22 protein-coding genes are annotated in these 23,981 nt (G+C 70.2%); 13 read left to right on the forward strand and 9 right to left on the reverse strand.

All coding sequences use genetic code 11. The features are described from left to right. Positions 1–290: MFS transporter (locus VFX14_19770; protein ID HEU5191934.1), on the forward strand; the 290-nt coding region annotated here is incomplete at its 5' end. 28 nt (positions 291–318) lie between these two features. Further along, a complete protein-coding gene (locus tag VFX14_19775; GenBank protein HEU5191935.1) occupies positions 319–1,299 on the forward strand; it encodes an ABC transporter substrate-binding protein in 981 nt (326 codons plus the stop codon). A gap of 12 nt (positions 1,300–1,311) precedes the next feature. Here VFX14_19775 and VFX14_19780 read toward each other — a convergent pair whose 3' ends face one another. Then, positions 1,312–2,262, reverse strand: coding sequence for a TauD/TfdA family dioxygenase (locus tag VFX14_19780; GenBank protein ID HEU5191936.1), 951 nt, complete (start codon positions 2,260–2,262; stop codon positions 1,312–1,314). A gap of 63 nt (positions 2,263–2,325) precedes the next feature. Between VFX14_19780 and VFX14_19785 the strand changes: the two genes are divergently transcribed. Further along, positions 2,326–2,907: a Uma2 family endonuclease gene (locus VFX14_19785; protein HEU5191937.1), complete on the forward strand. Its 582-nt coding sequence runs from the start codon at positions 2,326–2,328 to the stop codon at positions 2,905–2,907. 11 nt (positions 2,908–2,918) lie between these two features. Beyond that, positions 2,919–3,989: an FAD-binding oxidoreductase gene (locus VFX14_19790; GenBank protein HEU5191938.1), complete on the forward strand. Its 1,071-nt coding sequence runs from the start codon at positions 2,919–2,921 to the stop codon at positions 3,987–3,989. On the opposite strand, the gene VFX14_19795 is transcribed toward VFX14_19790, so the two are convergent. From VFX14_19795 to VFX14_19810, 4 genes are read right to left on the reverse strand one after another with little or no spacing between them, the layout of a single operon-like run. After that, positions 3,986–5,014, reverse strand: a complete 1,029-nt coding sequence (locus VFX14_19795) for a 5-methyltetrahydropteroyltriglutamate--homocysteine methyltransferase (protein HEU5191939.1) — start codon at positions 5,012–5,014, stop codon at positions 3,986–3,988. The genes VFX14_19790 and VFX14_19795 overlap by 4 nt on opposite strands. After that, entirely contained in the window at positions 5,014–6,072 is a 1,059-nt protein-coding gene (locus VFX14_19800) for an LLM class flavin-dependent oxidoreductase (protein ID HEU5191940.1), read from the reverse strand. Before VFX14_19800 ends, VFX14_19795 begins: the two co-directional genes overlap by 1 nt. 4 nt (positions 6,073–6,076) lie before the next feature. Beyond that, a complete protein-coding gene (locus tag VFX14_19805; GenBank protein HEU5191941.1) occupies positions 6,077–7,606 on the reverse strand; it encodes an acyl-CoA synthetase in 1,530 nt (509 codons plus the stop codon). 5 nt (positions 7,607–7,611) lie between these two features. After that, positions 7,612–8,694, reverse strand: coding sequence for a MaoC family dehydratase N-terminal domain-containing protein (locus VFX14_19810; GenBank protein ID HEU5191942.1), 1,083 nt, complete (start codon positions 8,692–8,694; stop codon positions 7,612–7,614). Between the two features lie 41 nt (positions 8,695–8,735). Here VFX14_19810 and VFX14_19815 point away from each other — a divergent pair, with 41 nt between their 5' ends. Then, positions 8,736–9,560 (forward strand): nucleotide excision repair endonuclease, encoded by an 825-nt coding sequence (locus VFX14_19815; protein HEU5191943.1) that lies wholly within the window; start codon positions 8,736–8,738, stop codon positions 9,558–9,560. Here the strand turns inward: VFX14_19815 and VFX14_19820 are convergent. Together VFX14_19820 and VFX14_19825 are read right to left on the reverse strand one after the other, a co-directional pair. Further along, the gene (locus VFX14_19820; protein HEU5191944.1) at positions 9,553–10,695 is read right to left on the reverse strand and encodes an amidohydrolase family protein; all 1,143 of its coding nucleotides are present in this window, start codon (positions 10,693–10,695) and stop codon (positions 9,553–9,555) included. The two genes, VFX14_19815 and VFX14_19820, sit on opposite strands and share 8 nt — an antisense overlap. Continuing rightward, complete coding sequence (locus tag VFX14_19825) at positions 10,692–12,230, reverse strand: ABC transporter substrate-binding protein (protein HEU5191945.1); 1,539 nt, start codon at positions 12,228–12,230, stop codon at positions 10,692–10,694. The genes VFX14_19820 and VFX14_19825 overlap by 4 nt, the downstream gene beginning before the upstream one ends. A gap of 77 nt (positions 12,231–12,307) precedes the next feature. Between VFX14_19825 and VFX14_19830 the strand changes: the two genes are divergently transcribed. Genes VFX14_19830 through VFX14_19860 form a run of 7 tightly spaced genes read left to right on the forward strand, consistent with a single transcriptional unit; the run spans position 12,308 to position 21,021 of the window. Next, positions 12,308–13,804, forward strand: a complete 1,497-nt coding sequence (locus tag VFX14_19830; protein ID HEU5191946.1) for an amidohydrolase — start codon at positions 12,308–12,310, stop codon at positions 13,802–13,804. Positions 13,805–13,851: 47 nt separating this feature from the next. Continuing rightward, the gene (locus VFX14_19835) at positions 13,852–15,039 is read left to right on the forward strand and encodes a CoA transferase (GenBank protein ID HEU5191947.1); all 1,188 of its coding nucleotides are present in this window, start codon (positions 13,852–13,854) and stop codon (positions 15,037–15,039) included. A 2-nt stretch (positions 15,040–15,041) separates the two neighbouring features. Beyond that, on the forward strand, positions 15,042–15,488 hold the full coding sequence (locus tag VFX14_19840; GenBank protein HEU5191948.1) for a hypothetical protein: 447 nt from the start codon (positions 15,042–15,044) through the stop codon (positions 15,486–15,488). A gap of 19 nt (positions 15,489–15,507) precedes the next feature. Beyond that, positions 15,508–16,581, forward strand: a complete 1,074-nt coding sequence (locus VFX14_19845) for an LLM class flavin-dependent oxidoreductase (GenBank protein ID HEU5191949.1) — start codon at positions 15,508–15,510, stop codon at positions 16,579–16,581. Positions 16,582–16,591: 10 nt separating this feature from the next. After that, the gene (locus VFX14_19850; protein ID HEU5191950.1) at positions 16,592–17,749 is read left to right on the forward strand and encodes a mandelate racemase/muconate lactonizing enzyme family protein; all 1,158 of its coding nucleotides are present in this window, start codon (positions 16,592–16,594) and stop codon (positions 17,747–17,749) included. Positions 17,750–17,753: 4 nt separating this feature from the next. Continuing rightward, positions 17,754–20,216, forward strand: coding sequence for a serine hydrolase domain-containing protein (locus VFX14_19855; GenBank protein ID HEU5191951.1), 2,463 nt, complete (start codon positions 17,754–17,756; stop codon positions 20,214–20,216). A 16-nt stretch (positions 20,217–20,232) separates the two neighbouring features. After that, positions 20,233–21,021, forward strand: coding sequence for an enoyl-CoA hydratase-related protein (locus VFX14_19860; protein ID HEU5191952.1), 789 nt, complete (start codon positions 20,233–20,235; stop codon positions 21,019–21,021). A 36-nt stretch (positions 21,022–21,057) separates the two neighbouring features. Here the strand turns inward: VFX14_19860 and VFX14_19865 are convergent, their stop codons facing one another. Together VFX14_19865 and VFX14_19870 are read right to left on the reverse strand one after the other, a co-directional pair. Beyond that, positions 21,058–22,305: a PQQ-dependent sugar dehydrogenase gene (locus VFX14_19865; GenBank protein ID HEU5191953.1), complete on the reverse strand. Its 1,248-nt coding sequence runs from the start codon at positions 22,303–22,305 to the stop codon at positions 21,058–21,060. A 155-nt stretch (positions 22,306–22,460) separates the two neighbouring features. Then, positions 22,461–22,880 (reverse strand): hypothetical protein, encoded by a 420-nt coding sequence (locus VFX14_19870; protein HEU5191954.1) that lies wholly within the window; start codon positions 22,878–22,880, stop codon positions 22,461–22,463. A gap of 278 nt (positions 22,881–23,158) precedes the next feature. Here VFX14_19870 and VFX14_19875 point away from each other — a divergent pair, with 278 nt between their 5' ends. Next, positions 23,159–23,926, forward strand: a complete 768-nt coding sequence (locus VFX14_19875; protein HEU5191955.1) for an aldolase/citrate lyase family protein — start codon at positions 23,159–23,161, stop codon at positions 23,924–23,926. Positions 23,927–23,981: the final 55 nt, after the last annotated feature.

A 23,981-nucleotide genomic window follows, 5' to 3' on the forward strand; every position in this document is an offset into this window, starting at 1 on the left:
CGCCGCACATCCGCATGGCGTGGCCGCTCCTGGTGCTGGTGGGCTTCTGCAACACGTTCTACCTCACCCAGACCAGCACCTATCTCCAGCAGCGCGTACCCGACCATCTTCGCGGGCGCGTGATGAGCCTCTACTCGCTCTGCTGGAACCTCATGCCGCTGGGCGGGCTGCTCGCAGGCGTGCTGGCGTCACTGGTCGATGCCCGCTTCGCGGTGCTGGTGGGCGGCGCGATGGTCGCGGTGAACGCGCTGCTGCTGCTGGGCTCGGCGCGGCTGCGCGCGATCCGTTAGGCGCGCTTCCAGGGTATCCTGAGCGGCCATGACGGTCCCGCGACGCATCTTCACGAAACTCCTGGCCATCGGCGTGCTCGCCGCGCCCCTCGCGGCAATTGCCCAGTCGACGCGGACTCCGCGTATCGGATGGCTCGGAAACGGCGGCCCAAGACCAGTCTCCAAGAGCCTCGCGGCATTCCGACAAGGGCTGCAGCAGCGGGGCTGGATCGAGGGCCAGAACGTGATCATCGACTATCGGTGGGCGGAAGGAAACCTCAGTCGGTTCCCTGCGCTCATCGACGAGCTCATCGAGCTCAAGGTCGATGTCATCGTGCTCTCGGGTACATCGGCGATCCAGGCCGCCCGGAGCGCAACCAGCACGGTGCCGCTCGTCATCATCTACCTCGTCGATCCGGTGACGGCAGGGTTTGTACCGAGTCTCGCGCACCCCGGCGGCAATGTGACCGGAGTGGCCTCCGAGTTCGAAGCGCTGATCACCAAGCAGCTCGGACTTCTCAAGGAGACGGTGCCCGCCGCGTCTCGGATCGCTGTCCTGAAACGCCCTGAGCTGCCGCCCGCCGTCATGCGCTCCGCCGAGATGGCGGCCCGCGAGCTAGGTCTCGTGCTACAGCTCATGGAGGTTACCGAAGCGGCGCAATTCGAATCGGCCTTTCGGAAGGCGCGGGCCGATGGAGCGGGCGCGATGCTCGTGCTTCCCTCACCGTTCTTCTACGTGCAACGTCGGTTGTTGATCGAGCTCGCCGCGAAGTACCGCCTGCCCGCGATCTATGAGCTGAGCGACTACGTCGAGGCCGGGGGTCTCATGTCCTACGCTCCGAATGTCAACGAGATGTTCCGGGCCTCCGCGAGCCATGTCGATCGGATACTCAAGGGCGCCCGACCGGGGGACCTGCCGATCGAGCGCCCGACCACGTTCGAGTTCGCGGTGAATCTGAAGGCAGCCAAGGCGATCGGCCTGACGATTCCGCCCGCGGTGCTCGCGCGCGCGGATTCGAGGATCGAGTAGTCGGCGGCGCGCCTACGCGGTCACCATCTCAAGCTGCGCACGGCACCACGCGAGGTCGTCCTCGGTGGCGGGGCACACCACGGCGTCCGGCAGCTCGGGCGCGGTCGGGCCCTCGCCCGCCACCGTGGTGCGATGCATGACGCGGCGATAGCGGTTCTCGTCCCACGGGCGGCCGCGATGCAGCGTGCAGCGGTTGTCCCACATCACGAGATCGCCCGACTCCCAGCGATGCGTGTACACCAAGTCAGGGCGGGTGGCGCGCTCGAGCAGCTCGCGAATGAGGAGCCGCGCCTCGGCCGTGGGCATGCCCACGATCTCGCACGCGTGCGACGCCACGTAGTAGCCCTTGCGCCCGTTCATCGGGTTGACGCGCACCATGGCCTGCGGTACCGGCGGCACCTGGGCGGCGTGCTCGGGCGGCAGGAGATCGCCGCCGACGAGGCCGCGCGAGTACGCGAAGCTGTGGATCGCCACCTTGCCCTCGAGCTGGGCCTGCAGCTCCGGCGAGAGCCGCGTCCACGCCACGCGCATGCTCGCCCACTGGGTCTCGCCGCCCTCAGGCGGCACCTCCCGCCCGGAGAGCAGGGAGGCCATCGCGGGCACGCGCTTGAACGAGCTGTCCGTGTGCCACATCTGATTGCCGGCGTTGAACAGGTTGCGCTTGTCGCCCTTGGGAATGAGCTGGTCCTCGGCGTCCACGTTGGCGAGGTTGGCGATCTGGGGTAGCGTGCGCGCCTTCGTGTCGGTGTTGATGCTGCGGATCGTGACCTCGAGCGGCCCGAAGCGCTCGCTGAACGCGATCTGCTCCTCGTCGGTGAGCGACTGCCCGCGGAAGAGCAGCACCGAGTGCTCGTTGAACGCCGCGACGATCTGCTGGAATGTCGCCTCGTCCGCACGCTTGACGTCGACGCCCAGGATCTCGACGCCGAAGAGAGGGTGCAGCGGGCGGGTCGCGAGGGCCATGGCCAGTCCTCCTCGATGCGGTGCGACCCAGCATAGCACCGACGACGTATCGGAGACGCGACATTGACCGGACGCGCGCCCTCCGCTACCGTGACCTTCATGACGGAAACGCTGCGCCGCTGGCGGCGTGACGAGTACGACCAGCTGGTCGCCATGGGGATGTTCGTCGGCGAGCGACTCGAGCTACTCGACGGCGCGCTCGTCGTGCGGGAGCCGCAGGGCAGCTCGCATGCCGCGATCGTGGCGCACATCGGGCAACTGCTTGGTCGCGCGTTCGGCTCTCGATGGCATCCGCGGCTCCACGCCCCGCTGGCCCTCGACGACGACTCCGAGCCGGAGCCGGACATCGCCATGGTCGAAGGCTCGCCGCTCGACTACCTCGGCGCCCATCCCTCGACGGCACTCCTCGTCGTCGAGGTCAGCGATTCGAGCCTGAGCATCGATCGGCGTCTGAAGGCGAGTCTCTACGCGCGAGCCGGCATCGCCGAATACTGGATCGTGAATCTCGTCGATGGCGCGCTCGAGGTGTATCGCGCGCCCGAGACCGAAGGCTACCGGACCACCCTGCGTCTCGTCCCCCCAGCCACGGTCACTCCGCTCGCCGCGCCCCGGGCTATCATCGCAGTCTCGGACCTCCTGCCATAGCGCCGCGGCACGTGATCGTGTGCGGCGCCGGCGTCGTCGGCGCCTCCACCGCCTACTTCCTCGCCAAGCGTGGCGTCCGCGTCACGCTCATCGAGCGCTCCGGCGTGGCCTGTGCGGCCTCGGGCAAGTCGGGCGGCTTCCTGGCCCTGGACTGGTGCGACGGGTCGCCGCTGGGCCCGCTTGCGCGGGCGAGCTTCACGCTCCACGCCGAGCTGGCGCGCGAGCTCCCCGGTGATCACGGCTACCGCCGCATGGACACCTTCATGCTGGCCGCGCGCGAGCGGGGCGCGGTCGGCGGCGGGCACCGCATCGCCGCGCCCTCGTGGCTGGACGGCGCGGGCGTGGTCACCGCGGCGCTCGGCACGACGGAAACCACCGCGCAGGTGGATCCCGCGCGCTTCACCGGAGCGCTGGTGGCGGGCGCGCAGGCGCGCGGCGCCGCGCTTCACATGGGCGTGGTGGAGCGCGTCGTGGTCGACGGCGGCGGGGCGCGCGGCGTGGTGGTAGCCGGCGCGACGCTCGAGGCCGACGCGGTGGTGCTGGCGCTGGGGCCGTGGACCAGCCACGTGGCGGGCGCGCTGCTCCCGCGCGTGCATGGGCTCAAGGGCTACAGCGTCACGCTGGCCGCGGGCGACATGCCCGCGCACGCGCTGTTCGTGGACTACCGCACCGCGGAGGGCCGGGCCCTCGAGCCCGAGATCTTCCCGCGCGAGAAGGGCGAGGTCTACGTGTGCGGCATGGCCGATCCCGCGCCGCTCCCCGACTCGCCGGACGAGGTGACCGTGAACGCCGCGATGTGCGACGTGCTGACGCGTGCGGCCGGGCGCGTGTCCACCGCGCTGGCCGCGGCCGCCGTCACGAGGCGGCAGGCCTGCTACCGGCCGGTCACCGACGACGGGCTGCCCTTGATCGGCCCCGTCCCCGGCGCGCGCGGCGCCTTCGTGGCGACCGGTCACGGCCCCTGGGGGATGCTGAACGCGCCGGCCACGGGGCACGCCCTCGCCGAGCTGATCGCGACAGGCGCGTCCTCGCTGGATCTCGCCGCCTTCGATCCGCGGCGACTTCGCCCGGCGCGCGGCTAGAGCGTGGCGCGTACGAGCCGCGCGCCCTCGACCAGCGCGCGCAGCTTGCCGCTCGCCGTCTCGCGCGGCAGGTACTTCATCCCGCAGTCCGGCGCCGGCACGAGCCGGTCCGGCGGCAGCCACTCGAGTCCCGCACGAATGCGGTCGGCCACCTGCGCGGGCGTCTCCACCGCGGGGTCGCCGAGGTCGATCACGCCCAGCATGACCGTCTTCGGAGCGAGGTCGGCGAGCACGCCGAGATCGAGCTTCGGCTGGGCGGCCTCGATGGAGATCTGCTGGGCGATGGTGCCGGCCAGCTGAGGGAGGAAGCGGTAGCCGGTGGGCTTCTGCCCGTGCACCACTGCCGCGTAGCCGAAGCAGAGGTGGAGCGCGGTGGGCACGCGCAGCCCCTCCAGGGCGCGGTTGATCACGGGCACCGCGAAGCGCTTGGCCGCCTCGGGGTCGTTGCGGAGCCACGGCTCGTCGAGCTGGATGACGTCGGCGCCGGCGGCCTCGAGGTCGCGCGCCTCCTCGTTCACCGCGATGGCGAAATCCATCGCCAGCGTCTCGATGTCGCGATACGCCTCGTTCTGCGCCTGCTGCGCCAGCGTGAAGGGACCGGGCAGGGTTATCTTGGCCGGGCGGTCGGTGTGGCGCCGGAGGAACTGCATGTCGCGCAGCTCCACGGGCCGCGCGCGGCGGATGCGCCCCACGATGCGCGGCACCGGCGTCTCGGCGCCGTTGGCGGCGCGGATCATCCCGGGATTGGCGGCGTCCACGCCCTCCAGGGCGGTGGCGAAGCGGTTCGAATAGCTCTCGCGGCGCTGCTCGCCGTCGGTGACGATGTCGACGCCCGCGCGCTCCAGCTCGCGAATGGCCAGGATGGTGGCGTCGTCCTGGGCCTCCTCGAGCATCTCAGGCGGCACCTTCCACATCGACTGCAGACGCACGCGCGGCACGCCCTTGGCGAGCGTCGCGCGGTCCACCAGCCACTCGGGCTGGGGCAGGCTCCCCACCACGGTGGTCGGCAGCCGGTGCGCCGGCATCATGAGCGGGCCCGCAATCCCGACTCGAGCAGGCGCGGGAACACGGTGTCGCGGAACGCGGCGATCTCTCCGTCGGGCGGCGCGAACGTGAGCAGCGGCATCAGGTAGAGGTTGCGCACGCCGAGCTTGGTCATCTCGGCGATGCGCGCGGCGGCGTCCGCGGGCGTGCCGATCAGGCCCATGGCCTCGCAGAGCTGGGCCACGATGTCGTCGGGGACGAACGCGGTGGCCTTGATCGCGGCCTCCCAGTCGTGGGCGTGCGAGAGATCGGGATAGACCTGCTTCACCGCCTCGGGAATCTCCATGGGCGGCAGGCGCAGCCCGGCGGGCCCGAGCCAGTAGCCGCCCCAGCGCAGGATGCCCCAGTGGACGGCGGTGGGCCGCGCCAGGCGCAGCGCCTCCGCGCGGCTCGTCATCGTGGACACGCGCACCGCCCAGATGATCTCCAGATCCTCGAGCGACCGGCCCGCGCGCTTGGCGCCGCGCTCGAGATGACCGAGCGCCGTCTCCACGATGCCGCGGTTGAAGCCCACGAGCAGCAGCGCCCCGTCGGCCACCTCGCCCGCCACCTCGATGGCCTTGGGCCCCGAGGCCGCCATGATCACCGGGATGCGGCGCTTCGAGGCGTAGCCCAGACGCCCGGGCGCCGCGCCGAACGTGACCGCCTCGCCCGCGAGCAGGCCCTTCACGGCCTTGATGCACTCGCGCATCTCGGCGAGGGTGGCGGGGGAGCGGCCGATGGTGCTGGCCGAGGTGTAGCCGGTGCCGATCACGAAGCGCACGCGGTTGGGCGCGAGCTCCTCCACCGTCTGGATCGCGCTCGCCAGCACCGAGGCGTGACGCGTGAACGGATTCGTCACCGCGGGGAACAGCGACAGCCGTTTCGTGTGCGCGGCGGCCTGGCCCAGGACCACGAAGGTGTCTCGGCTCAGGAGCTGGCTATCGAGGATGCCGGCGCCGTCGAAGCCCGCCGCCTCGATGCTCCCGATGAGCCTCATGAGGTCCGGCATCGGCGCGGTGCCGGGCACGCGGATGTGGACGCGGACGGGCTCGGTCATGCGGTCAGGCTCCTTTGCGGTCGCGCAGCGTCTTCCGGTCGATCTTCCCCGCCGGCGTCTTCGGCAGCGCGCCCACGATCTCGATGGCCCGCGGGTACTCGTGCTGGCTGAGCCGGCTCTTCACGAACTCCTGGAGCTCGACGGCGAACGCCGGCCCCTTCCCCGGAGCCACGATACACGCTTTCGGGATCTGCCCGCGGAGCTCGTCGGGCACGCCAATCACCGCCGCCTCGCGCACGTCGGGATGCGCGAGCAGCGCCTGCTCGATCTCGAGCGCGCTCATGGTCCAGCCGGCGGAGATGATGACATCGTCCGAGCGCCCGGCGTGGAAGAAGTAGCCGTCGGCGTCCATGTGCCCGCGGTCCTTCACCCGGAACCACTCGCCGCGGCGGCGCACCGCGATCTCGCCCAGCTCGCCGGCCGGCAGCGGGCCCGCGTCGCCCACCACCGCGACCTCCCAGCCGGGCGCGGCCTTGCCGAGCGCACCGCGCCGCACCTCGTAGCCCTCGAAGCCCGGGTAGTCCACGATGATCACGCCGACCTCGGTGCTCCCGTACATGCTGCACGGGGCCACGCCGAAGGCGCCCTTCACGAAATCCCAGGTCTTGGCGTCCATGGGCTCGCCGGTGAACGAGAGCTTGTGCGGCGCAAAGCGCCGGCCCTCCGCCGCACCCGACTCGCGGAGCATGCGATACACGGTGGGCGCGGCGGCGAGATTGGTGATGCCGAAGGCGTGGAGCGCGTCCACGATCCGGTGCCCGTCGAACTTGCCCGAGTAGGAGCCCACCGCGATGCCGAGGGCCAGCGGCGCGATGGTGCCGTGCCAGAGCCCGTGCCCCCACGCGGGCGAGGACGGGCAGAAGTAGCGATCACCCGGAGCGAGGCCGATACCGTAGAGCGCGGCCACCATTAGCGTCACCACCGCCCGATGCGTGTGCCGCACTGCCTCGGGAAGCGCGCGGGTGGTCCCCGAGGTGTACTGGAACAGCGCGAGATCGTCCGGCGCGGTCTCCGGCGTGTAGCGCGGCGAAGCGGCGCGGAGGCGTTCGCCCAGCTCGTCGATGCCGAGCACGGTGACGGCGGGGAAGCGCTCGCGCCAGCGCGCCGCGTCGCGCTCGACGAGGAGCAGCCTCGGATGGCAGTCGTCGATCCGCAGCGCGAGGCCATCGGGGCCGAACAGCGTGAAGAGCGGCACCGCGACGGCGCCCCGCTTCATCGTGCCGAACAACGCGCCGTAGAAGGCCAGCGAGGGCTCGAGCATGATCGCCACACGGTCGCCGCGCGCCACGCCGGCGCCCTCCAGCAGGTGCGCGAAGCGCGACGACCACTCGGCGAGGGCGCTGAAGTCGTGCTCCTCGCGCCGACCGTCGGCGAACTGGATGCGCAGCGCCGTCCCCTTCCCCACGTGCCGGTCCACGCACTCGTGGGCGAGGTTGAGCCGCGTGCGGTCGCCGTCGAAGAGCTCCCACAGCGCGTCCCAGCGGAAGCCCTCGCGGACATCCGGGTAGCGCCGGATATCGAGAATGGACGTCATGCGGCTCAGCGGGTGGGTAGCACGACCTCGGCCATGCCGGAGGCGATCACTTCGCCACGTTGATTCGTCCCATCGAGCGCGAGCGTCACCACGCCCCCGGCGGATTTCCCGGTGACGCGGCCGCGGCACCAGGTCGTGTCGCCGATCAGGTTGTGGCGCAGCACCATCACGTTGAGCCGGCGCAGAAAGCCCGCGTTCCCCATCCAGTTGGTCACGACATGGCCGAGCCAGGCCACGCGCTCCGGGCCGTAGTCGTAGGGGCCGGGCACGCCCACCGCCTTGGCCAGGGCCTCGTCCCAGTGGACGCGCTCCGGCGGCTCGGGCACGCCGAAGTCGTTGGGGATGCCGAGGGCGGGATGACGCTCGAAGAGGTCGAAAGCCAGGCCGTGCGCGCGCACGTAGAGGCTCCCCCAGCCCTGCACGAAGGCCACCACGGAGGTCACGGTGAGCGGGCCCTTCACCACCTCGGGCAGCGCCTCGCCCACGGTCACGTCGTCCCAGCGGCGCGGCGTGGCGCCGCGCGGCGTCTCGGTGGCGTAGGCGCGCTTGATCTGCTCGATGTCCTCCTCGGAGTAGCGGTGCGGGCCGGCGGACTTGTACTTCCCCCGCTCGCGGGCCGTCTCGCGCTCGGTGCGGAAGCACCACGAGTCGGCCTCGCACACGCGCTCGCCGCGCTGATTGGCGAACGTCGTGCGGTAGATCTGCTGGATGGCGCGCTTGGCGAACTTCGACGGCTTCTCGACCAGCGCGTGGAGCACACTCTCGCCCACGACCTTGTCGTCCATCTTAATGGGCCGCTCCCAGCGGAAGTCGGTGCCCGCGTACATCGCGTGGATGCCGGGGAGGCCGCCCACGTAGCCGGACACGATGCGGTCCATGGCGAAGAGAATGGTCGGGGGCGCCACGCCCTCGGCCAGCCAGTAGGGATTGCGGTCACCGATCCCGTGCGCCCAGTGGCGGATGGCGTCGCGGGTGGCCACCTCGATGTAGGGGTCCGGCCGGCGCACCGGCTTGCCGAGCCGCCCCTGCAGCTCGGCGAGGGCCTCGGGAGTGATCGTGGGGAAGCGGGTGGTCGCCAGCGTCTTCATGGTGTGCCGTCCTTTCGCGCTCTGCACGATACCATCGGCCCGTGCGCCTCTTCGACCGGAAGTTCGGCGCCGGCTTCCTCGCCGGCGTGCCCGCCGAGCCCGGCGTGTATCGCTTCTTCGACGCCGCGGGCGCCCTCCTCTATGTCGGCAAGGCGGTCAGCCTGCGGCGACGACTCGGCCAGTACCGGACGGCGCGGCGCAAGAAGCGGGAGCGCAAGCGCCGCGCGCTCGTGAAGGCGGCCGCCACGATCACCTGGGAGGTCTGCGAGTCGGACCTCGCCGCCTCGCTGCAGGAGCTGCGGCTCATCCAGAGTCTGCGCCCGCGAAAGAACGTCTCCGGCGCCTTCTCCTTCCTGTATCCCTTCATCGGGCTCCGCGTGGAGGGGCACGAGACGTTCTTCTGCCTGACCACGCGCCCGGAGATGGTGCCCGCGTTCGAGCTCCACGGGGCCTATCGCTCGCGCGCGATCACGCGCGAGGCCTTCGACGCCCTCGCGCGCCTCCTGCGCTTCGTGGGCCACCCGATCCCCCGTCTGCGCTGCCGCGAGGCGGCGGCCGGCGCCCGCGCGGTGGTGGTGGGCTTCCGTCGCTTGCCGGCGGGCGCCGCTCGCCGCTGGGCCGAGCTTCTCCGGGGCACCTCGCGCGAGGCCCTCGAGTCCCTCGCGCTCGAGCTGCTCGAGCATCCCGGCGCGGTGGCCCGGCGGGCCGAGATCCAGGAGGACCTGGCCGCCGTCGCGCTGTTCTTCGAGGAGGAGGCCGCGGCGCTGGCGCGGGCCCGCGGCGCAATCGGCTACGCCGCCTATCCGGTGCCGCAGCGCGAGCGCGATCTGCTGTTCGTGGAGTCGCGTTACAGTCGCGTTACGTGATCAGCCCGTAGAACTTCCCCGCGTTCTCGCAGACGATCTTCCGCACCGTGGCGGGCGGCAGGTGGCCGAACTGCTCCTCGATGTACTTCGAGGACTCGGGCCAGACACCGTCGCCGTGGGGATAGTCCGAGCCCCACATGAGCGTGTCCTCGCCGATCTCCTCGACAAGGCGAGTGCCGATGCGGTCGAACTGAAAGGTCGCCTTGCACTGCCGCTTCCAGTAGTCGCTGGGGCGCATCGTGAGGCCGAGGTCGTGGAAGCGGTCCTCACACTCGAAGTCCATGCGATCGAGCGCGTAAGGCAGCCAGCCGATGCCGCTCTCGCCGAACGAGATGCGCAGGCGCGGGTAGCGCTCGAGCACCGCGCTGCCGATGACGGCGGCGAGGATGTTGATCAGGTTCATCTGGAAGCCCGACACGCTGGTGAACATGGCGGCGCGCCGGGTGAGGCCGGTCGCCTTCTCGCGCACGCTGGGCGGCATCGTAGGGAAGGTGTGGAAGTGCAGCGGGAGATCCACCTCGTTCACCGCCTCCCAGAGCGGCTCCCACGCGGGATGCCACATGGGCTCCATGTCCCACGAGCACGAGAGCTCCAGCCCGCGCAGCCCGAGCTTGGCGACTCGGTGAATCTCTGCGACCGCCGCGCCGATGTCGCCATAGGGCAGGCACGCGAGCCCGATCTGCCGGTCCGGGTAGTGGCGACAGAAGTCGCGCAGCCAGTCGTTGTAGATGCGGAACATCTCCGCGGCCGCCTCGTGGTCACCCAGGCGCGTGGCCGCGCCGAGGATCCCGAAGATGATCTCGGCCTGCACGCCATCCCGCTCCATGTCCTGAATCCGAAGGTGCGGGTCCGTGGGACGGTAGACGCCGCGCTTGCCATCGTCGTAAAGACCGGTAGACGCCATGACGTCCGCGCGGTAGTGCATGCCCGCCACGTACTTCTGCCCGGAGGGCCCCACGCCGCCCACCAGGCCGAAGGCGGCGCCGTTCTTCGCCGTCCAGCACGGCCCGTCCGGTCCGTCGGTGACGTAGGGCATGCGCTCCTTGAGCGCGGCGGTGGCATTGCTCGTGAATAGGTCGGCGGGAATCCACGGCATGTCGATGTGGCAGTCGGCGGAGATGCGCGTGTAGTTCATGGCTTGAGCCTCAGCTCCTCGTACGGCGCGGAATAGGGAAAGTAGGGGATGAGCGCGAGCCCCGGCTCCTCCACGCGCGGCCCCACGCCGCGGATGAAGCCATTCTCCCAGATGGGGGCGTATGCCGCGCGCTCGTAGAGCAGGCGCTGGATCTGATGGAGCAGCTCCTCGCGCTTCTTCCGATCGGTCTCGCGTGCCTGCCGCTCGTAGAGGTCCTGCACCTCCGGGAGCACACCCGCCGCGTAGGGCGCGCCCTTCACGGCGAGGATCTGGAGGCGCGAGGCCGCGTTGCCCGCGGGGCCGAGCCCGCCGAACACCACGCCCTTGAGCTTCCCCTCCCGCCAGGCCGAGAAGAAGGCCGCGCGCTCCATGGTCCGGATCCTCATGCGGATGCCGACGGCGCTGAGATTGGCCACGATCGCCTCGCCCGCGCCCTCGTAGGGTGGCGCGATCGTGAACTCGCCGCCGTCGAAGCCGCGCGGGTACCCCGCCTCCGCGAGCAGCCGCTTCGCGCGCGCGGGATCGTAGGGATCGGGCTCGATGGTCAGCGCGAAGTCCATCGAGCGCGGCACCACGTTGCCGGTGAGCCCCGCGTAGCCGAGCTGCTCCGCCTGGTTGAGCGTCGGGCGGTCCACCGCCAGGCTCGCCGCCCGGCGCACGCGCGGATCGCGCCACGGCGAGGCCTGGTCCCACTGATCGCGGAAGTCGAGGAAGAAGATCGCGTTGCTGCGCACCGCCATGAGCTTGAGGCCGGGCGTGCGCCGCACCTCCTCGGCCACCGGGCCGTTGAGGAAATAGGCGATGTCCACGTCGCCCTTCTTGAGCGCGGCGCCCCGCGTGGTCTCGTCGGGCAAGCTTCTGAGGACGAGCCGCTTCACGCGTGGCGTCTTTCGCCAGTACCCCTCGAACGCCTCGAAGACCATCTCCACGCCGGGCGTGACGCTGACCACCTTGTAGGGACCCGCGCCGATGGGCGCCTTCTTGAAGCCCTCGTCGCCCACCTTCTCCACGTACTTCCGGGGCACCACCCAGCCCGCGCTGCTCGCGGTGGTGCCGTAGAAGGTGAGGAAGTCCGGCCACGGGTCCTTCAACCTGAACTGCACGCGGTTCGCGTCGAGGGCGCGCACCTCCTTCACCTTGTCCTTGAGGACGTCGGCGAACGCGCCCTTGTAGCGCTCGAAGGAGAACTTCACATCGTCCGCCGTCACCGGCTCGCCGTTGTGGAAGCGAACCCCGCTCCGCAGCCGGAAGTCGTAGACGAGCCCGTCCGGTGACACCGTCCACGACTCGGCGAGGCTCCCCGTGGTCGGCCCCGCGGGCATCGGCTTCACCAGCGCGTCGTGCACCGCGTAGAAGATCATGAAGGGCGTGATCGTGCCCTCGTTCTCCCCGGGATCGAGCCAGCGCGGCGCGAGCGTGAAGTGCACGGCCCAGGTCATCTGCCCGGCCGGCGGCGGATCGGCGGCGGCCGCGGGCGCGGCGTACAGCCCCTGGAGCAGGAGGACGAGAGCGAGCAAGCCGAGCCGTGGCGTCATGAACCCCCTCCCCCTCAGCCCCTCCCCGGCGCTGGGTGGGCCCATGATAAGCCACTGGGCTAGAATCCTCCTGCCCCATGACGCCGACACCACCGGAGACGCGCCCCTTCCAGGTCTTCCGCGGCGGCCGCGTGCTCAGCCTGCCCGAGCATCGCGGCGAGCCAGCCGACGTGCTGCTGGAAGGCGCGACGATTCGCGAGGTCGGCCCGCCGGGCCTCGCCACGCCCGCCGATGCCCAGGTGATCGACGCGCAAGATCGCCTGCTCATGCCCGGGCTGATCAATGCGCATACCCACGCGCACGGGACGCTCGGCAAGGGGCTCGCCGGCGATCGCTGGTCGCTCGAGCTGCTGCTGAACGCCAACCCCAGCGTGGCCGCCGAGCGCACGCTCGAGGACAAGCGCCTCTGCTCGACGCTCTCCGCGGTCGAGATGATCCGCAAGGGGGCCACGGCCTGCTTCGATCTCTTCGTGGAGTTTCCCGCGGCGACCGTCGACGGTATGCTCGCGGTGGGCGAGGGCTACCGCGACGCCGGGCTCCGCGCGGTGGTAGCGCCGATGATCAGCGACCGCACGCTCTACGCCGCCATCCCGGGCTTGCTCGACGCGCTTCCCGAAGCGGAGCGTGAGCGGCTCCAGCACATTCAGGCCGCGCCCACGGAGACGACGCTCGCCACCTGCGCCGAGGTCCTCCGCCGCTGGCCCTTTGACCGCGACCGGCTGCGCCCCGCGCTTGGCCCCACCATCCCGCTGCACTGCACCGACGAGCTCCTCACCGGCTGCCGCGATCTCGCGCGCGAGTGGGGCGCACCGCTCCAGACCCATCTGGCGGAGTCGCGCGTGCAGGCGGTGGCGGGTCCGGCGCGCTATGGTAAGAGCCTCACCGCGCATCTCGACGCGCTCGGCCTTCTCGGCCCCGGCTTCAGCGCGGCGCACGGAGTGTGGATCAGCCCCGACGACATCCGCCGCCTCGCCGATCGCGGCGCCGCCGTCTCGCACAACCCGCTGAGCAATCTCCGCCTCGGCGCCGGCATCGCGCCCGCCCATGCGATGCACGCAGCCGGCGTGCGCGTGGCGATCGGCACCGACGGCGCCAACACCTCGGACTCGCAGAGCGTGTTCGAGGCCATGCGCGCCGCCGCTTATCTTTCACGTGGGCGCAGTCTCGATCCGCGAGAGTGGCTCTCGGTAGGCGACGTGTTCCAGATGGCCACAATGGGCGGCGCGGCGCTGCTCGGCCTGCCCGGGATCGGCCGCATCGCGGCGGGCTACCAAGCCGACCTGGTGATGCTCGATCTCCGCCACGTGAGCTATCTTCCCCTGCACGATCCGCTCCTGCAGGTGGTGGGCGGCGAGAGCGGGCTCGCCATCGAGGGCGTGATGATCGGGGGCCGATGGGCGCTCCGCGACGGGCGCGTGCTCACGGTGGACGAGGAGCGGCTGCGCGCCCGGGTGCACGAGGCATCGGCCCGTCTCACGCCGGGCATCCGGAGCCGGATCGCTCTCTCCAAGGCCCTCGAGCCCTATCTCGACGCCTTCTGCCTGGCCCAGTCCCAGCGGCCGCTCCAGATGTGATACGTTCGCCCCCGGTCGACCCTTCACCCAATCGGAGACTCAGGACCATGGCCGAGAACACCGCCCTTCCCCTCGCCCGCTACACGATCCTCGACCTCACCCGCGCCCGCGCCGGGCCCACGTGCGTGCGCCAGCTCGTCGACTGGGGCGCGCGGGCCATCAAGATCGAGATGCCCGGCGGACGCGACGGCGACGGCATGGGCGGCAACCGCCACGGCTTCGACTTCCAGAACCTCCACCGCGGGAAGGAAGCGATCACGCTGAACCTCCGCGATCCCGAGGGCGTGGCGATCTTCAAGCGCCTCGCCAAGGACGCCGACATCATCGTGGAGAACTACCGCCCGGACGTGAAGCGGCGGCTGGGTATCGACTACGAGGACATCCGCGCGATCAACCCGCGCATCATCTACGGCAGCATCTCCGGCTTCGGCCAGAGCGGGCCATATCGCGATCGCCCCGGCGTGGACCAGATCGCGCAGGGCATGGGCGGGCTCATGTCCATCACCGGGCTACCCGGCCAGGGCCCCGTGCGCGTGGGCATCCCGATCGCCGATCTCTGCTCGGGCGTCTTCCTCGCCCAGGGCATTCTCGTGGCGCTGATCGAGCGCGAGACCACCGGGCAGGGCAAGTGGGTGCACACCTCGCTGCTGGAAGCGCAGCTCTCCATGCTCGACTTCCAGGCCTCCCGCTGGCTCATGTCCAAAGAAGTGGCGCCGCAGGCGGGGAACAATCACCCCACCGGCATTCCGACCGGCGTGTTCGAGACCAAGGACGGCCACATCAACATCGCCGCCGCGGGCGACGATCTCTATGGGCGTTTCTGCAACGCGATCGGGCGGCCCGACCTCCGCACCGATGCGCGATTCTCGACCGCCCGAGCCCGATCGAAGAACCGGGATGAAATGATGGCGGTGCTCATGCCGGTCACACGGCTCAAGACGAGCGCGGAGTGGATTCAGATCCTCAACGACGCGGGCGTGCCCTGCGGGCCGATCTATCGGATCGACGAAGCGTTCGCCGATCCGCAGGTGCAGCATCTCCAGATGGCGCAGCCGGTGACGTCACCCGTCCTCGGCGATCTCACCATCCTCGGCCATCCCGTCTCGCACGGCCCCAAGCGCCTCCCCATCCGGAAGTCGGCGCCCGAGCTCGGTCAGGACAACGACGGCATCCTGGGCAAGTTGGGCTTCGGCCCCGACCAGATCAAGGACCTCGCCAAGCGCGGCGTCATCTGACGGTGAGCGCAGTTCCGCTCGTGGACGCCGATGGCCATGAGCCCTTGCCGATCTGCCGCCGGCATCGGGAGTGGCTGATCGACTACTACAAGGGCCCCGACGGCGTCGTCCTTCGCTACTTCTCCGATGCCGTGCCGATTCGCAAGAAGGACCACGCGGACGACGAGCGGTCCGTGAAGCATCTGCGCGAGTGCCCACGCTGCCGTGCCTGGATCTCCACCATCGTCCCCGAAGCGCAGTATCATCGGCAGGCGCGTCTGGCCCGGTATTGCTGCGCCGGCATGTTCTGCGCCGTCGAGGAGCATGAAGTGCGCGGGTCGCCACGCTTCAGCTTCGACATGTTTCGCGGCGAGGATCCGTGCTGGCAGATCGACGGCCAGAACGTCTTCGCGGTTTACTGTCCATGGTGCGGCGCCAAGCTGCCCGACGGACCCTTCATCACGGAATAGCATCGCGAACGGAGGCGGCATGGACTTCGGGCTCTTCTACCTCATGCAGCGCGACGAAGCCTGGAGCGAGGATGCCGTCTACTCGTCCGACGTCCAGCAGATGCTGGCCGCGGAGGCGCTCGGCTATCACTCGGTGTGGATCGCCGAGCATCACTTCAACGACTACGGGCTCTGCCCGGCCCCGCCGGTGCTCGCCGCCTTCCTCGCCGCGCGCACCACGCGACTCCGCTTCGGCATGGGCGTCTCGCTCCTCCCACTCCATCATCCGGTGGATCTCGCCGAGCAGCTCGCCGTGCTCGACGTGGTGAGCGGCGGCCGGCTCGACGTGGGAATCGGACGCGGCGGCACGCTGCAGGACTACCAGACCTTCCAGTCCAACCGCGACGACGCGCGAGCGCGGGTGGAGGAGGGCATCGAGCTGCTCACGCGCTCGTGGACGGGCGCGCCCTTCGACTTCCAGGGGCGCTTCCACTCCGCGGAAGGCGTGCACGTGCGGCCGCGCCCGGTGCAGCGCCCGCATCCCCCGCTGTACATCGCCGCCAACAGCGAGGACAGCGTGCTCTCCGCGGCGCGTCTGGGCCTGCCCACGCTGGCATCGTTCTTCGTGCCGGTGGCCGAGCTCGAGCGCCGGCGCGACCTCTACCGCGACACCGCCCGCGGCGCCGGCCGCCCCGATGCGGAGATCGCCGCGCTGGAAGCGCGTGGGTGGGGGATGCGAGTCGTTCACGTGGCGCCGAGCCGGGCCGAGGCACTGGCCGCGGTGGAGGCGCCCTTCATGAGCTATCAGGGGAAGATGGCGATGCTGCGCTCCGATCGCACGGGCGGCTCCGTGCCCAACTCCTTCGACCGCAATCTGCTCCGCCTGCGCCCGTTCGAGGAGTACCTCAACGCGGGCTGGACGCATCTGGGCACGCCCGACGAGGTGCGCGAGGGGCTCGAGCGCTACATGGAGACGACCGGCATGCGGCGGCTGCTCCTCCTCATGGCCCTGCCCGGGATCGCCACCGACCTCGCATTGCGGTCGATGCGGATGTTCATGGACCACGTGGCCCCGAAGCTCTCGGCGGCGACCGCTCGCGCCGTCTCGGGTTGAGGGCCGCGCCATGAAGGTCGCCGGGCTCGAGACCTATTTTCTCGCCGCGCCCCTGCCGCAGCCGGTGCGCACGTCCACCCATGTGATCTCCGCAGTGAGCGAGGTGGTGGTGCGGCTCACCACCGACGCGGGCCACGTCGGGATCGGCGAAGGGCATGGGCCCTTCCTCTTCCAGCAGGGGCCCGAAGGCCTCCGCACCGTCGGCAATATCCTGCGCGCCATCACCCCGCTCGTGGTCGGCCAGGATCCCTTCGACACCGAGCGCATCTGGCAGGATCTCTTCGCCCTCACGTACACGAGCGTGCGCGGGATCCCCACCCTCGCGCGGCAGCAGCGGCCCCTCATCACCGCGCTGAGCGCCATCGACATCGCCCTGTGGGATCTCAAGGGCAAGGCGATCGGCCGGCCGGTGCACGCGCTGCTCGGCGGCGCGCTCCGCCCGCGCGTGCCCGCCTACGTCACCGGCTTCTACTACCGCGACGGCGAGACGGACGACGATCTCCGCCGCGAGGCCGCGATGTATCTCGAGGCGGGCTACCGCACGCTGAAGCTCAAGGTGGGCGGGCTCACGCCGGAGGCCGACGCCACGCGCGTCGGCAAGATCCGCAAGGCGGTGGGCAAGGACGTGCAGCTCATGGTGGACGCGAACCAGGGCTGGAGCCTTCCCGACGCGCTGCGCGCCGCCGACCTCCTCGCCGAGCACGACATCTTCTGGTTGGAGGATCCGATGCCCTGGTACGACGAGCGCCAGACGCTCCGCCGGCTCAAGGCCGCGACGAAGATCCCCCTCGCCGCCGGGGAGACCGAGGTGAGCCCGTTCGGCCTGCGCACCTTGCTGGCCGAGGGCCTGGTGGACTACCTCATCGTCGACTCCACCTGGGCCGGCGGGCTCACCACGTGGCGCAAGGCCGCGGTGCTGGCCGAGCTCCATCAGATCCCCATGGCCGCTCACCACGATCCGCAGATCCACGTGCACGCGGTGGCGGCCAGCCCCACCGGCTTCATCCTGGAATCGTTCGCCGATCCCACGCGCGATCCGCTCTGGTTCGAGCTCTTCCGCGAGCGGCCGGCCATCGTGGATGGCTTCATGGCGGTGCCCGAGACGCCCGGCCTCGGCCTCGAGCTGCGCGACGAAGCGCTACAGAAGTACGGCGTGAAGGTCGGCTGAGCCGATGCGCGCCGCCGCCCTCGGCCTCGTCGTCGCGCTGGCGCTGCTGTCGCTGCCTGCACCGTCCGCCCACGCCAAGGACTGCCGCGGCGAGACCCCGCTGCCCGCCGATCACGCCGTCGTCCCCGCTGCGTCCAGCGTCCCCGCCGAGATCGCCGCATTCCTGGGTGAGTGGAGCGGCACCTGGACGGCGCGCGGGCAGGAGTGGGAGTGCATGGTGCTGGTCGTGCAGGAGGTGTACGCGAACGGCTACGCGCGCGGTGTGTACAGCGTGGGCATGGCCGAGGCGCCGGGCAATTCGGCGCCAACGTTCTTCAAGATAGCCGGACGCATCGCCGATGCAACCCTGCGCTTCACCCTTCCCATAGAGCTGCCGACCGCCTTCGCGTATCGCTTGGACGGCGACCGCTTGCTCGGCACGTTCAACGGCGACCGCGCCGAGGTGATCCTGACGCGGGTGCCGGACCTGGCCGCGCTCGAGTGTGGCACCGCCTACCGCACGCCCGTCGCCGCACCCGGTGCGACTCGCGACCGCCTCACCGCCGGCGAGCTGCTCGCGACGCCGGAGGACTCAAGGCGGCCGATCCACAACGACTACTTCCTCCCCATCGGCCCCGTTGGCCCACCACGTCACACCCTTCGTGGGATCCTGACGGTGCCGCCCTTCACCGCTGCGCCCACGCAACTCGGCTGTGATGCGCGCTCCCAAGATATCCCCGGATTCTCCGTCGCGTTCTTTACGGATGGGGACCAGCTCGTGCCCGTACTCCGCGACGTGATCCCCGGCGCGCGCATCATCCTCTCGCGCGGGCGCGTCTGGTCCGAGCCGGGCGACGGCGGCCTCTCGCGCGCGTCGTTTCCGTTCGTGGCCATCAACGACGTCAACAACTTCACCCACAACGTGATCGCGACCTTCGTCTACGACGACACGCGCGTGTCGAGCCTCGCCGTGCAGACGGTGCAGGAGACGGCGATGTGGGCCAAGCTGGACTACGCCGCGCGCCTTCCCATGAGCTACACGCCCGGCCCCATTCCCGGCGAGGCGGCGCAGCGCGCCGAGCTCCGCGCCGTCGTCGCCGCGGAGCTGCCGATGCGTCCGTGGTCCTCCCTCGGAAACGTGCCCGCCCTCGCCGGCTTCGACGGCGACTCTCGGACGGAGGACGTGAGCGCCAGCGGCCTCGTGATGGACGGCGTGCTCTACGTGCGGGGCTGCAACACGCGCTACGGCCCCTTCCCCTATTGCCGCCAGATGCGCCACGGCGTCTTCTCCGTGACGAAATCGCTCGGCGCCGCCGTGGCCCTGCTGCGCCTCGCCCAGAAGTACGGCGACGCGGTCTTCGACGCCGAGCTGACCGACTATCTGCCCGCCGGTGCCCACGCAGGCTGGAACAAGGTCACGTTCGCGCACGCGCTCGGCATGACCACCGCCATCGGCGACGAGAAGCCGGTCCGCGAGCCCAACGACATCGTCGCGGACGAGAATCGCCCAAAGATGTTCCGCTTCCTGGAGAAGCGGACCGCGCGCGAGAAGCTCGACCTCGCCCTTTCCTACCGGCGCTATCCCTGGAACCCCGGCGAGGTGCTTCGCTACAACTCGACGCAAACCTATGTCCTCGCCTGGGCCATGGATGCCTACCTCAAGCGGCGCGAGGGGCCGCAGGCGAATCTCTGGGACATGATGCGCCGCGAAGTGCTCCGGCCCATCGGCATTCTCGACACCCCGATCATGCGCACCCTCGAGCCGGAGGGCCGGCCGGGCCTGCCCATTCTCGCTTACGGCATGTACCTCAGCGTCGACGACGCGGCGAAGCTCGCCGGCCTGCTCCAGGCGGGTGGACGCCACGGGGGCGTGCAGCTCCTGAGCCCCACCCGCCTCGCCGACGCGCTCTATCAGAAGGACGCCGGCGCGGGGCTGCCCACCGGCGGGATCAATCAGTTCGGCGACGGGCGCTATCACTTCTCCTTCTGGTCGATTCCCTATCGAGCCGCCGCCGGCTGCACCGTCCGCGTCCCGTTCGCGCTGGGCTACGGCGGCAACGTCGTGATGCTCCTTCCCAACGGGATCTCCACCTTCCGCTTCTCCGATGGCGGCAATCTCGACGTCGACTCGATGGTGCTGGCCGGCGACGCGCTGCGCCCGCTCTGCACATCCGCCGGGCCGACCCCGCCGGCCGCGCCGCCCCTTACCGCCGCGCAGATCGCCGCCGACGTGGTCGGGCGCGCGTACACCGTCGGCCCCTCCCGGATCACCTACGCGCCGGAGGGCCGCGTCTACAGCCGCTGGCCCGAGGGCGTGGACGTGGGCACGTGGCGCGTCACCGCCGACGGGCGCTTCTGCCGCATCTGGCACGTCTCGGACGGCGGGCGCGAGCGCTGCTACGTCGTGCGGCCGACCGCGGACGGCTGGCAGCTCGACAACCCCGAGCGATTCACGCGGGTGCTGCTCAAGCGCGCGCCCGCCGAGTGAGGGAGAGGACCCGCCCATGCCCGTCGTCTTCGAGAAGCGCGGACCCATCGGCCTCGTCACGCTGAGCCGGCCCAAGTCGCGCAACGCCTGGGGCGCGGACTTCAACGAGGGCCTCGCGAAATATTTTCTCGCCATGGAGGACGACGACGAGATCCGCTGCGCCGTCCTCACCGGCGACGAGGCGGGCGGCGCCTTCTCCGCGGGCGCCGATCTCAAGGACCCGAAGACGCATACGATGGCCTCCGCCGCCGACTTCATCAAGAGCCTGCCCAAGCGCCGCGACCGTGCCTTCGAGGTGCTGGGCAATTTCCCCAAGCCCCTCGTGGGCGCGGTGAACGGTTACGCGGTGGGCATCGGCTGCATCGTGACGTTCTGCTGCGATCTGCTCGTGGCCTCTGACCGCGCGGAGTGGCGGCTGCCCCAGGTGAAGCTCGGCATCCTGCCCGCCTACGGGGGCGCCGCGCGCCTCGCGCGCTGGGTGGGGCGCGGCAACGCCATGCGCCTCACGCTCGGCATTCCGCTCGGCGCGGAGGAAGCGCTCCGCATCGGCCTCGCCCAGTGGGTGGTGCCGCACCCGCGCCTCATGGACAAGGCCCTCGAGGTGGCCGAGCACCTCGCCTCCCTGCCCCCGCTGGCCGCGCGGCTCGCCAAGGAGTCGCTGATTCGCGGGCTGGACGTGCCGAACCTCGCCGACGCCTCGCTGGTTGACCTCTACCGCTTCGCGACCCTCGAGCTCACCGAGGACAAAGCAGAGGGCCACGCGGCCTGGCGGGAGAAGCGCAAGCCGACGTTCCGCGGCCGCTGAGCGGCCGGCGGCGCCTCCGCTCACTCCGTCGCGCGATCACTTGCTGTAGCTGATCCGGTAGATCGCGCCCGCGTGGTCGTCGGAGACGAGCAGTGAGCCGTCCTTCATCACGAGCACGTCGACCGGCCGGCCGAGATAGGCGTTGTTCTCCACGAGGCCGTTCATGAAGGGCTCGACGCTCTTCAAGGTCCCGTTGGGGTTCAGGAACACCGCCACCACGTCGGCCGCGTACTTCCTCGTGCGGTTCCACGGGCCGTGCCGGGCGATGAAGATCGCGTTCTGATACTTCTCCGGGAACATCTTGCCGGTGTAGAAGCGCATCCCGAGGGGCGCCGCGTGCGGGCCGAGGAGGGCCGCCGGCCTGGTGAAGTCGGCGCACGACTTGCCCCAGCCGAACTCGGGATCGAGCAGATCGCCTTGATGGCAGTACGGGTAGCCGAAGTGCTGACCGGTTTTCGTGAGGCGGTTCAGCTCGTCGTTGGGGAGATCCTCGGTGAGCCAGTCGCGCTGATTGTCGGTGAACCAGAGCTCGCCCGTCTTGGGATGGAAGTCGAAGCCCACGGTGTTGCGCACGCCCCGGGCCACGATCTCCATGCCGCTGCCGTCGAGGTTGATGCGGCGGATCTGCGCGTAGTCGTCGCCGGTCGTGTCGCAGATGTTGCACGGCGCGCCCACCGGGATGTAGAGCTTACCGTCGGGCCCGATCCGGATGAACTTCCAGCCGTGCGGCACCACGCCGGGCAGCTTGTCGTAGACCAGCACCGGATCCCTGGGCTTGTCCAGCGTGCTCTCGATGTCGTCGTATCGCGTGACCTCCTTCGGCGTGGCCACGTAGAGCGAGCCCTTGTAGAACTCGATCCCGTTCGGGAGCATCAGCTTCTCGGCGATGGTCTTGACCTCGCGCGCCCCGCCCTTGTCGATGACCGCGTAGATCTTGCCCGCCACGAAGTTGGAGCTGACGAACAGCGTGCCCTTGTCACCGAGCCGCATGCCGCGCGCGTCGAGGATCTCGGGCACCCACACCTCGACCTTGAAGCCGGCGGGCACCCTGATCTTGCCGACGGGAAGCTGCGCCGCCGGCGTCGGCACGGGGAACGGGGGCACCGGCGCCATCTGCGCGCCCGCGCCGGTCTTGGGACGCCCGATCGCCCAGAACGGCACTTCCTCTTCCTTGGGCGGCGCCGTTGGCTGCTGCTGGGGGCGAGCGGGCACCGGCATGATGCCGAAACAGGTGAGAATCGCGAGCAGCAAAACTGCCAACCGCGCCATCGAGGATGAAGTCACGCCCCACTCTAGCGCGGTCGGGCGGGTGAGGAAAGGAGCGCGGGAGGGCTGTAACAAAGAACAGCCTCCCGGCCGGGGGGACCGGGAGGCTGCTAGCCACCCCGGAGAACGCCTCGCGGCGCTCCGAGGCGGGTGAAGCTCATTTCATCGAGAGATCACACCCGATGGTGGTGCTCGTGAATCTCGGTATCGCCGCCGCCCCCGCGGCTCATCGCCACGAGACCGAGCACGATCACGACCAGCAGCACGGCGCCGATGATCAGGGCCACCGTGGGCTGCATCCCGAAGATCCGGCCGCTATCATGGTCCACCACCGTGGTCTTCTCGGTATTGCGCTCGATGGTGCTGGTGGACGGCGGCTGCGGCGTGTCCTGCCGCATCTGGCCGCTCGGCGCGGCCGGGTCGGGCGAGGTCACCGGCGGCGGCGTCACCGCGCCGGGCTTGGTAGGCTCCGTCGGCGGCGTGGACGGCGCGGCGGACGGCGGAGCGGTTTGCTGTGCGCTCACGTCGTAAGCGAGCCCGCCCAGCAGGAGCAGGCTCAAGCAGGCTGCGAACACCCAGTACGTACGCTTCATAGGTGCAGTCCTCCTGTTCGTCGAGGCGCCGCCGGTGCGGGCGACGCCGTTGGGAAAGAGAGGAGCAATGCGGGTGCCACGCGCGTTCGCATCGAGGATTCACGCGGTTGGCGTCTCGGGGGGGTCCCGGGCGGAAATCGCCCACGCACTCTCTCCCAGGTAAGCCCTACCGGGCGGTTCAGACGGGCGTGGCGGGGCGGCCAGGTTCCCGCTATGATCTCTGGCGCAGCGGGGGCGGCCCGGCCCGCCCGAGCCACCACTCACAAAGGGGAACCACCGTGCGACCGAACAAGATGAAGCAGCTTTGGCGCGAGGGGAAATGCGTCACCATGGGGTGGCTCTCGGTGTCCCACGGCTTCACCGCCGAGATCATGGCGCGCCAGGGCTTCGATGCGCTCGTCGTGGACATGCAGCACGGCCTCACCGACATGAACGACGTGTGGCCGATGCTCCAGGCCATCTCGCAGACCGACACGGTGCCAGTGGTACGCGTGCCGTGGAACGATCCGGCCACCATCATGAAGGCGCTCGACTTCGGCGCCTACGCGATCCTCGTCCCCCTCATCAACACCGCCGAAGACGCCGCCAAGGCGGTGGCGGCCTGCCGCTATCCGCCGGTGGGCATGCGGTCGTCCGGCCCCGTGCGCGCCGTCCACTACGGCGGCCCCGACTACGTGGCCAAGGCCAATGACGAGATCGTGGTGATGGGGATGGTGGAGACCAAGGAAGGGCTCGCCAATCTCGACGCGATCTGCGCCACCCCGGGGCTCGATGCCATTTACATCGGTCCTTCCGATCTCGCTTTCGCCATCGGCATGAATCCTCGCCCCGACAACCCCGATCCCGTCCACATGGCGACCTGCGACAAGATCCGCGACACCGCCCACAAGCACGGCAAGAAGGCCTGCATGCACTGCGCGAGCGGGACCTTCGCGGCGGGCGCGGTCAAGCGCGGCTACGATCTCGTCATGGTGACCTCCGACCTGGCCTCGATGATGGCCGGGGTGAAGAAGCATCTCGACGACCTCAAGGCCGCGACGGCGTGACGCTCCGCGGGAGCGGTAGTACAATCACCAAATTCCAGGAAAGGTGAGCGACCCC

Source organism: Candidatus Methylomirabilota bacterium, assembly GCA_035764725.1.
Classification (GTDB): Bacteria; Methylomirabilota; Methylomirabilia; order Rokubacteriales; family CSP1-6; genus DASRWT01.